Consider the following 13,031-nt stretch of genomic DNA (forward strand, 5'->3'; position numbering starts at 1 on the left):
CTCGATGCTGCGCTAAAAGCGCTCTATGCAATCATCAACGCGCATCAGAGCGGCAGTAGTTGCAGCGCTGCTGGGGTTGTTCGCCGTCCTCTCGGGACCGGGCAGCGCACAGGCGGATCCGGCCGCCCCCGCCGGGTCGACGGTCGGCGATCTCACGGGCTTCTCGGCCGACGGATCCGTCTACCACCTGCGTGCGGGCGCCGCCGAGGCCCGCGTCAGCTTCGTGTCCGACGAGACCTTCCGCATCGAACTAGCCCCGGACGGCACGTTCTCCGACCCGGCCGGCGACGCCATCGTCCTGCCCCAGGGAGCCCCGCCCCGTACCCGGTGGAAGGAGCGGAGCGACCGCTACGACCTCTCCACCGGAGACGTCACGCTGCGTGCCTACAAGTCGCCCCTGCGATTCGCCCTGTACCGGGCCGACGGCAGCCGGGTCTGGTCCGAGGCCAAGGGGATCAGCTGGGACGGCGAGAAGACCACCCAGACCCTCGCACGCGGCGGCGACGAGCAGTTCTACGGCGCCGGTATGCAGAACGGCCGCGGCAACACCTCGCACCGGGGCCAGACCGTCGAGGTCGGCGTCGACTACAACTGGGACGACGGCGGTCACCCGAATTCGGTGCCCTTCTACCTCTCGTCGGCCGGCTACGGGGTGTTCCGCAACACCTTCGCGCCCAACACCTACGCCTTCACCGACCCGGTGACCACCAGCGCGAAGGAACAGCGCTTCGATGCCTACTACTTCGCGGGTGACGCCAAGGACGTCATCGGCCAGTACACGAAGCTCACCGGCAAGCCGTTCCTGCCGCCGGTGTACGGCATGGAGATCGGCGACTCCGACTGCTACCTGCACAACGCCAACCGCGGCGAGCGCCGCACCAAGGACTCGCTGAAGGTCGCCGACGGATACGTCGAGAACGACATGCCGAACGGCTGGATGCTCGTCAACGACGGCTACGGCTGCGGCTACGAGGACCTCGCGGAGACCGCCGAGGGCCTCCAGGACCGCGACATGCAGCTCGGCCTGTGGACCGAGGACGGCATCGACAAGCTCGGTGACCAGGTCAAGGCGGGCCAGCGCGTCGCCAAGCTGGACGTGGCCTGGGTCGGTGACGGCTACAAGTTCGCCCTGGACGGCTGCAAGGACGCGTACAAGGGCATCGAGGACAACAGCGACGCCCGCGGCTTCACCTACGCCCCCGAGAGCTGGGCGGGCGCGCAGCGCTGCGGTGTCCAGTGGTCCGGCGACCAGTACGGCACCTGGGACTACATCCGCTGGCAGATCCCGACCTACGCGGGCGCCACGATGTCCGGCCTCGCCTACACCACGGGCGACGTCGACGGCATCTTCGGCGGCAGCGCCAAGACGTACACCCGTGACCTCCAGTGGAAGATGTTCCTGGGGACCACGATGACCATGGACGGCTGGGCGGACAGCGACAAGCAGCCCTTCCGCTACGGGGAGCCGTACACCTCCGTCAACCGCGACTACCTCAAGCTCAAGGAGTCGCTGCTGCCCTACCAGTACTCCTACGCGCACGAGGCGACGAAGACCGGCGTCGGCATGGTCCGCCCGCTGGTGCTGGAGTACCCGGACGACCCGAAGGCCGCGACGGACGCGGCGAAGTACGAGTTCATGTCCGGCGAGGACTTCCTCGTCGCCCCGGTCTACCAGGACAGCACCGAGCGCGACGGCATCTACCTGCCGAAGGGCACCTGGACCGACTACTGGACCGGGCGGACCTACCAGGGCCCGGTCACCGTCAACGACTACAGCGCCCCGCTCGACACCCTTCCGCTGTTCGTCAGGGGCGGCGCCAGTGTGCCGATGTGGCCGGGCATCCGCTCCTACCAGGACCGCACCGCCGGCTCCCCGCTGGCCTGGGACATCTACCCGCAGGGCAAGTCGTCGTTCACCCTGTACGAGGACGACGGCGTGACCCGGGAGCACCGCGACGGCGCGTACGCGACCCAGACCGCCGATGTCCGCGCACCGGCCAGGGGCGCGGGCGACATCACCGTGAACATCGGTGAGAGCAAGGGCGGGTTCACCGGGAAGCAGCGCAGCCGCCCGTACGAGTTCAGTGTGCACACCGGCTCGGAGCCGAGCGCGGTGAAGCTCACCGGCAAGCTGCCCCGGCTCGGCTCGGCCGCCGCGTACGCCTCGGCGAAGCAGGGCTGGTGGTACGACCGCGACGACCGCGGCGGTGTGGTGAAGATCAAGACGGCACCGCTGTCCACGGGCAGGAAGTTCTCCGTGAAGCTGGAGAACACCAGCGCCGTCGGCGGACGGAACGCGGCCGCGACGGCCACCGTCTCCGCGCCGCAGGGCCAGGAGACCGGCGCGGGCGCCCCGGCCACCGTCGCCGTCGACGTCACCGCCGGCAAGGCCGATGTCACGGACGCCGAGGTCTCCCTGGACGTCCCCAAGGGCTGGAAGACCACCGCGGCCCCCGCCGTGCACCGGATCCCGGCGGGCACCACCCGGCGGGTCGAGGTGTCGGTCACCCCGGCGAAGGACGCCGCGCTGGGGGAGGCGCGGATCACCGCGCGCGCCCGCTACCGCTCGGCGGGCGAATCCCGAACGGCGGTTCAGCGGATCGCCGCCGCGGTGATGCCGCAGCCGCCCACCGGTGAGGTGTGGGCGAGCGATCTGGAGTGGCTGGGTTCGGTCAACGGCTACGGTCCGGCGGAACGAGACCGCAGCAACGGCGAATCGGGCGCGGCCGACGGCGGCCCGCTCACGCTGGCCGGGAAGGTGTACGAGAAGGGGATCGGCACCCACGCCGACTCCGACATCGAGGTCTATCTCGGCGGACAGTGCTCGAAGTTCACCGCGGACGCGGGGATCGACGACGAGATCGACGGATACGGCGAGGTGGCGTTCTCCGTCGAGGCCGACGGCAAGGTGCTCTGGACCTCGCCGAAGGTGACCGGGGCGTCGGCGGCCGTACCGGTCGACGTGCCGATCGACGGCGCGCGCCATGTGCGTCTGAAGGTCACGGACACCAACGGGTCCAAGACCGGCGACCACGGCGACTGGGGCGCCGCGCGCTTCACCTGCTCCTGAGTGTCCGTGACGAAGCGAGGGAGCCGGGCGGGTGTCCACCCGCCCGGCTCCCGGCTGTCCGGTTCCTGGTTCTCCGGCTCCCTGCTGTCCGGCTCATTCCTCCGACGAATTTCCCGACGGATTTCCCGGCGAGTCATCCGGCGGATCCTGCGAGGCGTCCTCCGGGGCACTTTCCGGGGCGCCCTCCGGCCGTTCGCCCGGCGTGGAGTCCGGCCGGGAGTCCGGTGTGGAGCCTGTCGCGGGGCCCGTCGCGGGTCCGGTCGCGGACCCGCTTCCGGATCCGCTCACCGGCCCCGGTCCGGTCTCCGGCCGGGTCGGCTTCGGCGGCCTGGTACGGCCGCTCGACGTGTCCCGCAGATACGAGCCGTCGCCGCTCTCCGTCGCGTGCCCGCCCGGACCGGAAACCGGACCGGGGTCCCGGCGCCGCAGATAGCGCTCGAACTCCCGGGCGATGGCCTCACCGCTCGCCTCGGGGAGCTCCGCCGTGTCCCGGGCCTCCTCCAGCGTCTGCACGTACTCCGCCACCTCGCTGTCCTCGGCGGCCAGTTGGTCGACCCCGAGCTGCCAGGCGCGCGCGTCCTCGGCCAGTTCACCCAGCGGGATGCGCAGCCCGATGAGATCCTCCAGGCGGTTCAGCAGTGCCAGGGTGGCCTTCGGGTTGGGCGGCTGCGACACGTAGTGCGGCACCGCCGCCCACAGGCTCACGGCGGGCACACCCGCGTGGGTGCACGCCTCCTGGAGGATGCCGACGATGCCGGTCGGCCCCTCGTACCTGGTCTCCTCCAGGTCCATGGTCCGCGCCAGGTCCGGATCGGACGTGACGCCGCTGACCGGTACCGGTCGGGTGTGCGGGGTGTCGCCGAGCAGCGCACCGAGCACCACCACCATCTCGACGCCCAGTTCATGGGCGAAGCCCAGGATCTCGTTGCAGAACGAGCGCCAGCGCATCGACGGCTCGATGCCCCGGACCAGGACGAGATCGCGGGGCTTGTCCCCGCCGATGCGGACCACGGAGAGCCGGGTCGTCGGCCAGGTGACCTTGCGTACCCCGCCGTCCAGCCACACCGTCGGGCGGTTGACCTGGAAGTCGTAGTAGTCCTCGGCGTCCAGCGCCGCGAACACCTCGCCCTTCCACTCCCGGTCCAGGTGCGCGACCGCCGTGGAAGCGGCGTCACCTGCGTCGTTCCACCCCTCGAACGCGGCCACCATGACCGGGTCGATCAGCTCGGGAACGCCCTCGAGCTCGATCACCCAGGCCTCCTTCCGAAGTTCCCTTGCGTACGGAACAACCTTACGGCTTCCGGCCGCCCTCGCCGCAGCCCCTGCGCACGGCCGGGTGAACCCGGGCCACGAAGGTGCATCACCGGCCGAATCAGGGCATCAGACCCGTCATACATCCGAGCTGTGTGGGGGCAATTTCGCCTCAACCCTGGACGTTGGGGCCTTCGGGGCGCTATACATCGGATGACCAGAGCAGAGGTCCGATGTTATTTCCCCTGGGGGCGCGCATGAGTCAGACCGTCACGGACTTCGAGGTTCACGACATCCGTTTTCCGACCTCGGAACAACTGGACGGCTCGGACGCCATGAACCCCGATCCCGACTACTCGGCTGCCTATGTCGTACTGCGTACCGACGCCGCGGACAACGATGGTGGCGGTATCGAGGGACATGGCTTCTGTTTCACCATCGGGCGCGGCAACGAGGTGATGGCGGCCGCCATCCAGGCGCTGCGGCCCTATGTGGTGGGGCGTCCCGTGCCCCGCACCGCGGCCGACCTCGGTGCGCTGTACCGGGACCTCACCCACGATTCCCAACTGCGCTGGCTGGGGCCCGAGAAGGGCGTGATGCACATGGCGGCCGGCGCGGTCGTCAACGCCGCCTGGGACCTGGCGGCGAAGCGGGCGGACAGACCCGTCTGGCAGTTCCTGGCCGAGATGACGCCCGAGGAACTCGTCTCCCTCGTCGACTTCCGCTACCTCAGCGACGCCCTCACCCCCGAGGAGGCGCTCGCGATCCTGCGGGCCGCCGAACCGGGCCGGGCCGAGCGGGCCGAGCGGCTGCGTGCCGAGGGATACCCCGCCTACACCACCTCGCCCGGCTGGCTCGGCTACTCCGACGACAAGCTGGTCAGACTGGCGAAGGAGGCCGTCGCCGACGGCTTCACCCAGATCAAGCTGAAGGTCGGCGGCGACCTCAAGGACGACATCCGCAGGCTCGGGCTCGCCCGTGAGGCTGTCGGCACCGGCGTACGGATCGCGGTCGACGCCAACCAGCGCTGGGACGTCGCCGACGCGGTGGAGTGGATGACCGCGCTCGCGCCGTACGACCCGCACTGGATCGAGGAGCCGACCAGCCCCGACGACATCCTCGGCCACGCCGCCGTGCGCGCCGGGCAGCCGGTCAAGGTCGCCACCGGCGAACACGTCGCCAACCGGGTCGTGTTCAAGCAGCTGCTCCAGGCCGGCGCGGTCGACTTCGTCCAGATCGACGCGGCGCGGGTCGCGGGTGTCAACGAGAACCTGGCGGTCCTGCTGCTCGCCGCCAAGTACGGCGTTCCGGTCTGCCCGCACGCGGGCGGCGTCGGCCTGTGCGAGCTGGTGCAGCACCTCTCGATGTTCGACTATGTGGCGGTCTCCGGCACCTGGGAGGACCGGGTGATCGAATACGTCGATCATCTGCACGAACACTTCGTCGACCCCACCGTGATCGACTCCGGCCGCTACCGGACGCCTTCGTCCCCGGGCTTCTCCGCCCGGATGCTTCCGGAGTCGATCGCCGCACACCGCTATCCGGAGGGTCCCGTATGGCAGGCCCGACGCACCACTGAGGAGGACGGCCGATGACCGGTACACGCGACTTCGAGGGAATGAACGCCCTGGTGACGGGCGGCGCGTCCGGGATCGGGGCCGCCGTCGCGACCCTGCTCCTGGAGCGCGGCGCCCGTGTGGCGGTCCTGGACCGGGAGACCGCGGGCGCCCCCGAGGGCACCCTCGCCGTCAAGGCGGACGTCACCGACGACGCGGCCGTGCGCGAGGCGGTCGACCGGGCGGCAGCCGAACTGGGCTCCCTGCACACGCTCGTGTCGAACGCGGGCATCGGTTCCATCGGTTCCGTCGAGGACAACGACGACGACGAGTGGACCCGGGTCCTGGACATCAACGTCCTCGGCATGGTCCGCACCGCCCGGCACGCCCTGCCGCACCTGCGGCGCGCCGCCGCCGGGCGCCCCGGCGCCGTCTCGATCACCCAGACCTGTTCGATCGCCGCGACCGCCGGGCTGCCGCAGCGCGCCCTGTACAGCGCGAGCAAGGGCGCGGTCCTCTCACTGACCCTCGCGATGGCCGCCGACCACGTCCGCGAGGGCGTCCGCGTCAACTGCGTCAACCCCGGCACCGCGGACACCCCGTGGATCGGCCGGCTGCTCGGCCAGGCCGGCGACCCGGCCGCCGAACGCGCGGCGCTCAACGCCCGGCAGCCGCTGGGCCGGCTGGTCTCCGCCGACGAGGTGGCCGCCGCGATCGTCTACCTCGCCAGCCCCGCCGCGGCCTCCGTGACGGGCACCGCACTGGCCGTCGACGGCGGAATGCAGGGCCTGCGCCTGCGCCCCGCCGACAGCTGACCACAGGATGTGCGGCCCGAGCCGAACACCTGGGCCGCACACCCCGCACCACCTGCACCACGCACCCCAGCAATGCCATCAGATCTCCGAGCCGGTACTCCACAAAGGAAACGGGACACCAATGAGAGTGCGTACGACGAGTGCGGCGGCCTGCGCCGTACTGCTGGCCGTCACTGCCCTCGCGGGCTGCAACCGCGAATCATCGGACGACGGTGCGGGTGGCGGGAAGGTCGGTATCGACCTGCCGCGCAGCGACAGCGACTTCTGGAACTCCTACCAGAACTACATCCAGAAGGGGGTCAAGGGCGGCGAGGTCAAGGCGCTGCCGCTGACCAACTCGCAGAACGACATCGGCAAGCTGGTCGCCAACGTCCAGACCTTCACCGACCAGGGCGCCAAGGCCGTGGTGATGGCTCCTCAGGACACCGGCGCGGTGGCCGAGTCGCTCAACACCCTGAACGAGAAGAAGATCCCGGTCATCAGCGTCGACACCCGCCCGGACAAGGGCAACATCTACATGGTGGTGCGCGCCGACAACAAGGCGTACGGGGCCAACGCCTGCAAGTACCTCGGCGAGCAGCTGAAGGGCAAGGGCAAGGTCGTCGAGTTCCAGGGCGACCTGTCCTCGATCAACGGCCGCGACCGGTCCCAGGCCTTCAAGGCCTGCATGGACAAGGACTTCCCGGACATCAAGGTGTTCGAGCTCGCCACCGAATGGAAGGGCGACGTCGCCTCCGCGAAGCTCCAGTCGACGCTGGCCGCCCACCCCGACATCAACGGCATCTACATGCAGGCCGGCGGTGTCTTTCTGCAGCCGACCCTCGCGCTCCTGGAGCAGAAGAAGCTGCTGAAGCCGGCCGGTTCGCCGGGCCACATCACCATCATCTCCAACGACGGCATCCCGGAGGAGTTCGACGCGATCAAGGCCGGGAAGATCGACGCGACGATCTCCCAGCCCGCCGACCTGTACGCGAAGTACGCGCTGTACTACGCCAGGGCGGCGCTGGACGGGAAGACCTTCAAGGAGGGCCCGACCGACCACGACTCCAACATCATCAAGATCCCGAACGGCTTCGAGGACCAGCTCCCCGCGCCGCTGGTGACCAAGGACAACGTCGACGACCCGAAGCTGTGGGCCAACCAGCTGGAGAAGAAGAACTAGCCATGGACCAGGGACCACCACCCGCCGTACAGGCGGAAGGCGTCGTCAAACGCTTCGGACCGACCGTCGCGCTCGACGGGGTGCGGCTCACCGTGCAACCCGGTGAGTCGCACGCCCTCGTCGGCCGCAACGGCGCGGGCAAGTCGACCCTGGTCAGCGTGCTGACCGGACTCCACAGGGCGGACGCGGGGACGGTCACCTTCGGCGGGGAGCCCGCGCCCGCCTTCGGGGACACCACGGCCTGGCAGTCGAAGGTCGCCTGCGTCTACCAGAAGTCCATGGTCGTCCCCGATCTGACCGTCGCCGAGAACCTCTTCCTCAACCGGTTCGACGACAACGCCCGCTGGATCAGCTGGGGGAGGCTGCGCAAGCGCGCGGAGCAGCTCCTGGCCGACTACGGCGTCCAGGTCGACCCGAACACCCGGGCGCGCGATCTCGCCGTCGAGCAGCGGCAGTTCGTCGAGATCGCCCGCGCGCTGTCCTTCGGCGCGCGGCTGATCATCCTCGACGAGCCGACCGCCCAGCTCGACGCCCGGGGCATCGGGCGGCTCTTCGACAAGCTCCGGGAACTGCAGAGCCAGGGAGTGGCGTTCCTCTTCATCTCCCACCACCTGCAAGAGGTGTACGAGCTCTGCACGGCGGTCACCGTCTACCGCGACGCCCGCCACGTGCTGACCGCCCCGGTGGCGGACGTGGCGAAGACGGATCTGGTGGCGGCGATGACGGGCGAGAAGTCCGGCGGCGCCGTCGCCTGGCACGCGGCCGGCACCGCCACACCGCCCGACGCCTCGGCGGAGCCCGTCCTGCGCACCGAGGGGCTCACCCTGGAGGGCAGGTTCGAACCGCTGGACCTCCAGGTGCGTCCCGGTGAGGTGCTCGGCCTGGCCGGCTCCGCGGCCAGCGGCAACACCGCGCTGGGCGAGGTCCTGGCGGGCATGCGCAAGGCGGGCGGCGGCACGGTCCGGGTGCACGGCGAGGCCGTACGACCGGGGAGCGTGCCGCACGCGCTGGCCGCCGGGATCGGCTACATCCCGGAGGACCGGCACGACCAGGGCCTCGTCCTGCAGCGCAGCGTCGCCGAGAACGCCACCCTCACGGTCACCGACCAGCTCGGACCGTGGGGGACCGTACTGCCCTCCCGTACGCGGGAGTTCGCCCGGGGCATGATCGACTCGCTGGACATCAAGACCCAGGGCCCCGAACAGCCCGTCTCCGGGCTCTCCGGCGGCAACCAGCAGAAGGTGGTGGTCGCCCGCGCGCTGGCCCGCAAGCCCAGCGTGCTGGTGGCGGTCCGGCCCACCGCGGGGGTGGACGTCAAGTCCAAGGACTCGCTCCTCGGGGTCGTCCGGCGGGTCGCCGACGAGGGCAATGCCGCGGTCGTCGTCTCGGACGAGCTGGACGACCTGCGGGTCTGCGACCGGGTGCTCGCCCTGTTCCACGGGCGCGTGGTCGCCACGTTCGCAAGCGGGTGGACCGACGGGGAACTCGTCGCCGCCATGGAAGGTGTGGGGGAAAGGGAATGACCGGCACGATACGGCCGTCCACGGCCGAGGACATCAACGGGGGACCGAAGGGCCCAATCGGCGACGACAGCCCGCTGAGCCGGCTCAAGCTGATCCGGTGGAGCGACTTCTCCCTGGTGCCGGTCATCCTGGTGCTGATGGTGATCGGCTTCATCGTCTCGCCGGTCTTCCTCACCTCGGACAACCTGATCAGCGTCGTCCAGCAGTCCTCCGAGCTCAGCCTGCTGGTCCTGGGCCAGGCGCTGATCCTGATCTGCGGGCGGATGGACCTGTCGCTGGAGTCGACGATCGGCATCGCGCCCGTCGTCGCCATGTGGCTGGTGCTGCCCGGCGACGACGGCCGCTTCGCCGGCCTCGGAGTGCTCCCCACCTGGATGGCGATTCCGCTCTGCCTGCTGGTGGGCCTCGTCATCGGCGCGATCAACGGCTTCCTGATGCTGAAGCTGCGGGTCAACGGCTTCATCGCCACGCTCGGCATGCTGACCATGCTGCGCGGACTCCACATCGGCATCACCGAGGGCAAGTCCATCACCGATGTCCCGGAGTCCTTCCGCTACCTGGGCAAGAGCCAGTGGTTCGGCGTTCCGGCCGCGGTCTGGATCTGCCTGGTGCTCTTCGCGATCGGCGGCGCGGCGCTGGCCTGGCTGCGGCACGGACGCTCGCTGTACGCGATCGGCGGCAACCCGGAAGCGGCGCGCGCCGCGGGTATCCGGGTCGACCGGGTCACCTGGATCGTGCTCGCCATCGGCGGTCTGCTGGCGGCCTTCGCGGGCATCCTCTACACCGGCCACTACGGCGCGGTCGCCGCGACGCAGGGCAACGGCTGGATCTTCCAGGTGTTCGCCGCGGCGGTGATCGGCGGTATCAGCCTCAAGGGCGGGCGCGGCACCCTGTTCGGTGCGCTGACCGGCGTACTGACGCTTCAGCTGGTGGTCAACGTGATGACCCTCGGCGGCGTCCCGGCCCTCTGGAACCAGTTCCTCAACGGCGCGATCATCATCGTCGCACTGGTCATCTCCCGCTTCGCGAGCGGTGAGAAGCAGGACTGAGCGGTACAGGCACAGAAGAACGCCGGCGGGGCTGAATTCCTTTCAGCCCCGCCGGCGTTTGCGGCGCGGGGCGCGGGGCGGAGCCCCGGTTCACCCCGCGCCCCGCGGCTACAGCGTCGACCGCAGCCACTGCTCCACGCTGGCCACGTGCACCGTCGCCCAGGACCGCGCGGCCTCCGCGTCGCGGTCCCGCAGCGCCGACACGATCGCCCGGTGCTCATGCAGCGTGCGGCTCACCGCGTCCTCCTGGGTCAGACCGCGCCAGACACGGGCCCGCGTCGTCGGCCCCGAAAGACCGTCGAGCAGCGAGCAGAGCACCGAGTTGCCCGAGGACTGGACGATGCCGCGGTGGAACTCCAGATCGCAGGCCACCAGCTCCTCGACCGAGGGGCGGCTGCCCAGGGCGTCCAGCTGGGAGCTGAGCATATCCAGCTGCTCCTCGGTGATCCGGCTCGCCGCCATCGCGGTCGCGGCCGGCTCCAGGATCCGGCGGACCGCCAGGAACTCCAGCACCGTGTCGTCGCGGTGGAAGTCCACCACGAAGCTCAGCGCCTCCAGCAGCAGCTGCGGATCCAGACTGGTGACGTAAGTGCCGTCGCCCTGCCGCACGTCGAGAATGCGGATCAGCGACAGGGCGCGCACCGCCTCCCGCAGCGAGTTGCGGGACAGGCCGAGCTCCGCGGCGAGTTCGCTCTCCTTGGGGAGACGATCGCCGGGCCGTAGCGCACCCGAGACGATCATTCCCTTGATCTTCTCGATGGCCTCGTCAGTGACAGCCATGGGCGACCTCCAGACATCCGATGTATCGCCCTATTATGCGTCCCCGGAGGCGGCCGGTGCGCCCTTCGGGGCAACCTGTGCGACGGCGGTCCCGCGAGGCGGGGCGTTTCGCCCGGTTCCGTACGGCGGAGTCCGAAAGCGTCCGCCGCGGCCGGCACGTACAGAAGGGGGCGGCGTCCATGGATGGACACCGCCCCCTCCCGGCGCGTCAGCTCCTGCGGTCGCCGAGCACCGACTCGACGCCGGCCCGGATCTCGTCCGTGGCCAGACCCCGGATCGTCAGCGTCGTCCGGCGGCGCAGCACGTCGTCCGCCGTCTCGGCCCACTCGTGGTCGCGGGCGTAGGCGACCTGCGCCCAGATCTCCGGCGCGTCCGGGTGGATGCGCCCGGCGAGCGCCGGGTTCTCGTTGGCCAGCCGGGCGATGTCGAAGGACAGCGAACCGTAGTGCGTGGCCAGGTGCCGTGCCGTGTCGGCGGACATCCGCGGTCCGGGCGTTCCCCCGTCGACCAGCAGCCGGTGCGCGACCGCGTTCGGGTTGGCGATACCCGGCAGCGGGAGCTTCTTCGGCAGCCGGGCCATCGGCTCCATGTCCTCGGCCAGCGGGTGACCGGGGAGCGCGGCCAGCTTGTTCATCACGGTGCGGCCGATGTGGCGGAACGTCGTCCACTTGCCGCCCGCCACCGACAGCATCCCGCCGCGGCCCTCCGTCACGACGGTCTCGCGCTTCGCCTTGGAGGTACCGCCGGGACCGCCCGGCAGCACCCGCAGACCCGCGAAGGAGTACGTGATCAGATCGCGCGACAGCTGCTGGTCCCGGACCGAGAACGCCGCCTCGTCCAGGATCTGCGCGGTGTCCTTCTCGGTGACCGCGACATCCGCCGGATCGCCCTCGTACTCCTCGTCCGTCGTACCGAGCAGCAGCATGTCCTCCCACGGCAGGGCGAACGTGATCCGGTACTTGTCGATCGGGGTGGCGAGCGCCGCCTTCCACGGGCGGGTGCGCTTGAGCACGAGGTGCGCGCCCTTGGAGAGACGTATGGAGGGCGCCGCGTCCGGGTTCTCCATCTTCCGCAGGTGGTCGACCCACGGCCCGGTGGCGTTGAGCACCAGCCGGGCGTTGATCCCGAACTCCGTGCCGTCCACGGAATCCCGCAGCTCGGCACCGGTCACCCGGCCCCTGGTGAAGCGGAGCCCGGTCACGGCGGCGTGGTTGAGCACGGCGGCGCCCGCCTCGACGGCCGCGCGGACCGTCATCAGCGCCATCCGCGCGTCGTTCATCTGGTCGTCGCCGTAGACCGCGACGGCCTTCAGGTTGTCGGTACGCAGCTCCGGCACATCGCGCTGCGCCCTCGCCGGGCTGATCACGTGGCCGACGCCGTCACCGAAACCGGAGAGCGCCGAGTACGCGAACACGCCCGCGCCGAGCTTGGCCGCGCCGTGCGGCCCGCCCTTGTAGACCGGCAGGTAGAAGGTGAGCGGGTTGGCGAGGTGCGGTGCGACCTGACGGGACACCGCACGCCGCTCGAAGTGGTTCTCCGCCACCAGCTTCACCGCGCCGGTCTGCAGGTAGCGCAGACCGCCGTGGAGCAGCTTGGAGGAGGCGGAGGAGGTGGCGCCGGCGAAGTCGCCGGCGTCCACCAGGGCCACCCGCAGCCCGGACTGCGCGGCATGCCAGGCGGTGGAGATGCCCAGGATGCCGCCGCCGATCACCAGGAGGTCGTACGTCGCCTTGGAAAGCTGCTCCCGGGTCTCGGCGCGGCTCGGAAGGGAGCCGGAGGCCGGGTGCGTCCCGAGGGCGGGGACGCTCTGCAGGGTGGTCATGTT

At 70.4% G+C, this 13,031-nt stretch carries 9 protein-coding genes; 6 read left to right on the plus strand and 3 right to left on the minus strand.

The annotated features are described in order from the left end of the window. Positions 1–25 precede the first annotated feature (25 nt). The gene (locus ACZ6S6_RS19630) at positions 26–3,070 is read left to right on the plus strand and encodes an NPCBM/NEW2 domain-containing protein (protein ID WP_469706370.1); all 3,045 of its coding nucleotides are present in this window, start codon (positions 26–28) and stop codon (positions 3,068–3,070) included. Positions 3,071–3,163: 93 nt separating this feature from the next. Here the strand turns inward: ACZ6S6_RS19630 and ACZ6S6_RS19635 are convergent, their stop codons facing one another. Then, positions 3,164–4,321, minus strand: coding sequence for a PAC2 family protein (locus ACZ6S6_RS19635; RefSeq protein WP_469706371.1), 1,158 nt, complete (start codon positions 4,319–4,321; stop codon positions 3,164–3,166). 257 nt (positions 4,322–4,578) lie between these two features. Between ACZ6S6_RS19635 and ACZ6S6_RS19640 the strand changes: the two genes are divergently transcribed. The 5 genes from ACZ6S6_RS19640 to ACZ6S6_RS19660 all read left to right on the plus strand — a co-directional run bounded on the left by ACZ6S6_RS19640 (position 4,579) and on the right by ACZ6S6_RS19660 (position 10,426). Further along, positions 4,579–5,916, plus strand: coding sequence for an L-fuconate dehydratase (locus ACZ6S6_RS19640; protein WP_362956295.1), 1,338 nt, complete (start codon positions 4,579–4,581; stop codon positions 5,914–5,916). After that, the gene (locus ACZ6S6_RS19645; RefSeq protein WP_362956292.1) at positions 5,913–6,692 is read left to right on the plus strand and encodes an SDR family NAD(P)-dependent oxidoreductase; all 780 of its coding nucleotides are present in this window, start codon (positions 5,913–5,915) and stop codon (positions 6,690–6,692) included. Before ACZ6S6_RS19640 ends, ACZ6S6_RS19645 begins: the two co-directional genes overlap by 4 nt. A gap of 121 nt (positions 6,693–6,813) precedes the next feature. After that, the gene (locus ACZ6S6_RS19650) at positions 6,814–7,854 is read left to right on the plus strand and encodes a sugar ABC transporter substrate-binding protein (protein WP_469706372.1); all 1,041 of its coding nucleotides are present in this window, start codon (positions 6,814–6,816) and stop codon (positions 7,852–7,854) included. Between the two features lie 2 nt (positions 7,855–7,856). Then, entirely contained in the window at positions 7,857–9,377 is a 1,521-nt protein-coding gene (locus ACZ6S6_RS19655; RefSeq protein WP_362956287.1) for a sugar ABC transporter ATP-binding protein, read from the plus strand. Further along, positions 9,374–10,426, plus strand: a complete 1,053-nt coding sequence (locus ACZ6S6_RS19660) for an ABC transporter permease (protein ID WP_362956284.1) — start codon at positions 9,374–9,376, stop codon at positions 10,424–10,426. Before ACZ6S6_RS19655 ends, ACZ6S6_RS19660 begins: the two co-directional genes overlap by 4 nt. Before the next feature lie 108 nt (positions 10,427–10,534). Here ACZ6S6_RS19660 and ACZ6S6_RS19665 read toward each other — a convergent pair whose 3' ends face one another. Continuing rightward, on the minus strand, positions 10,535–11,206 hold the full coding sequence (locus ACZ6S6_RS19665) for a FadR/GntR family transcriptional regulator (RefSeq protein ID WP_469706373.1): 672 nt from the start codon (positions 11,204–11,206) through the stop codon (positions 10,535–10,537). 208 nt (positions 11,207–11,414) lie between these two features. After that, positions 11,415–13,028 carry a glycerol-3-phosphate dehydrogenase/oxidase gene (locus tag ACZ6S6_RS19670; protein ID WP_469706374.1) on the minus strand — a complete coding sequence of 538 codons (1,614 nt, stop codon included), beginning with the start codon at positions 13,026–13,028 and terminating at the stop codon, positions 11,415–11,417. Between the last annotated feature and the right edge of the window lie 3 nt (positions 13,029–13,031).

Source organism: Streptomyces sp. NPDC048671 (assembly GCF_055587045.1).

What these genes read in the sequence shown, in the direction of transcription:
- ACZ6S6_RS19630 (WP_469706370.1), top strand. Translation starts at nt 26, where the DNA reads ATGCAATCATCAACGCGCATCAGAGCGGCAGTAGTTGCAGCGCTGCTG.
- ACZ6S6_RS19660 (WP_362956284.1), top strand. Translation starts at nt 9,374, where the DNA reads ATGACCGGCACGATACGGCCGTCCACGGCCGAGGACATCAACGGGGGA.
- ACZ6S6_RS19665 (WP_469706373.1), bottom strand. Translation starts at nt 11,206, where the DNA reads ATGGCTGTCACTGACGAGGCCATCGAGAAGATCAAGGGAATGATCGTC.
- ACZ6S6_RS19645 (WP_362956292.1), top strand. Translation starts at nt 5,913, where the DNA reads ATGACCGGTACACGCGACTTCGAGGGAATGAACGCCCTGGTGACGGGC.
- ACZ6S6_RS19655 (WP_362956287.1), top strand. Translation starts at nt 7,857, where the DNA reads ATGGACCAGGGACCACCACCCGCCGTACAGGCGGAAGGCGTCGTCAAA.
- ACZ6S6_RS19670 (WP_469706374.1), bottom strand. Translation starts at nt 13,028, where the DNA reads ATGACCACCCTGCAGAGCGTCCCCGCCCTCGGGACGCACCCGGCCTCC.
- ACZ6S6_RS19640 (WP_362956295.1), top strand. Translation starts at nt 4,579, where the DNA reads ATGAGTCAGACCGTCACGGACTTCGAGGTTCACGACATCCGTTTTCCG.
- ACZ6S6_RS19650 (WP_469706372.1), top strand. Translation starts at nt 6,814, where the DNA reads ATGAGAGTGCGTACGACGAGTGCGGCGGCCTGCGCCGTACTGCTGGCC.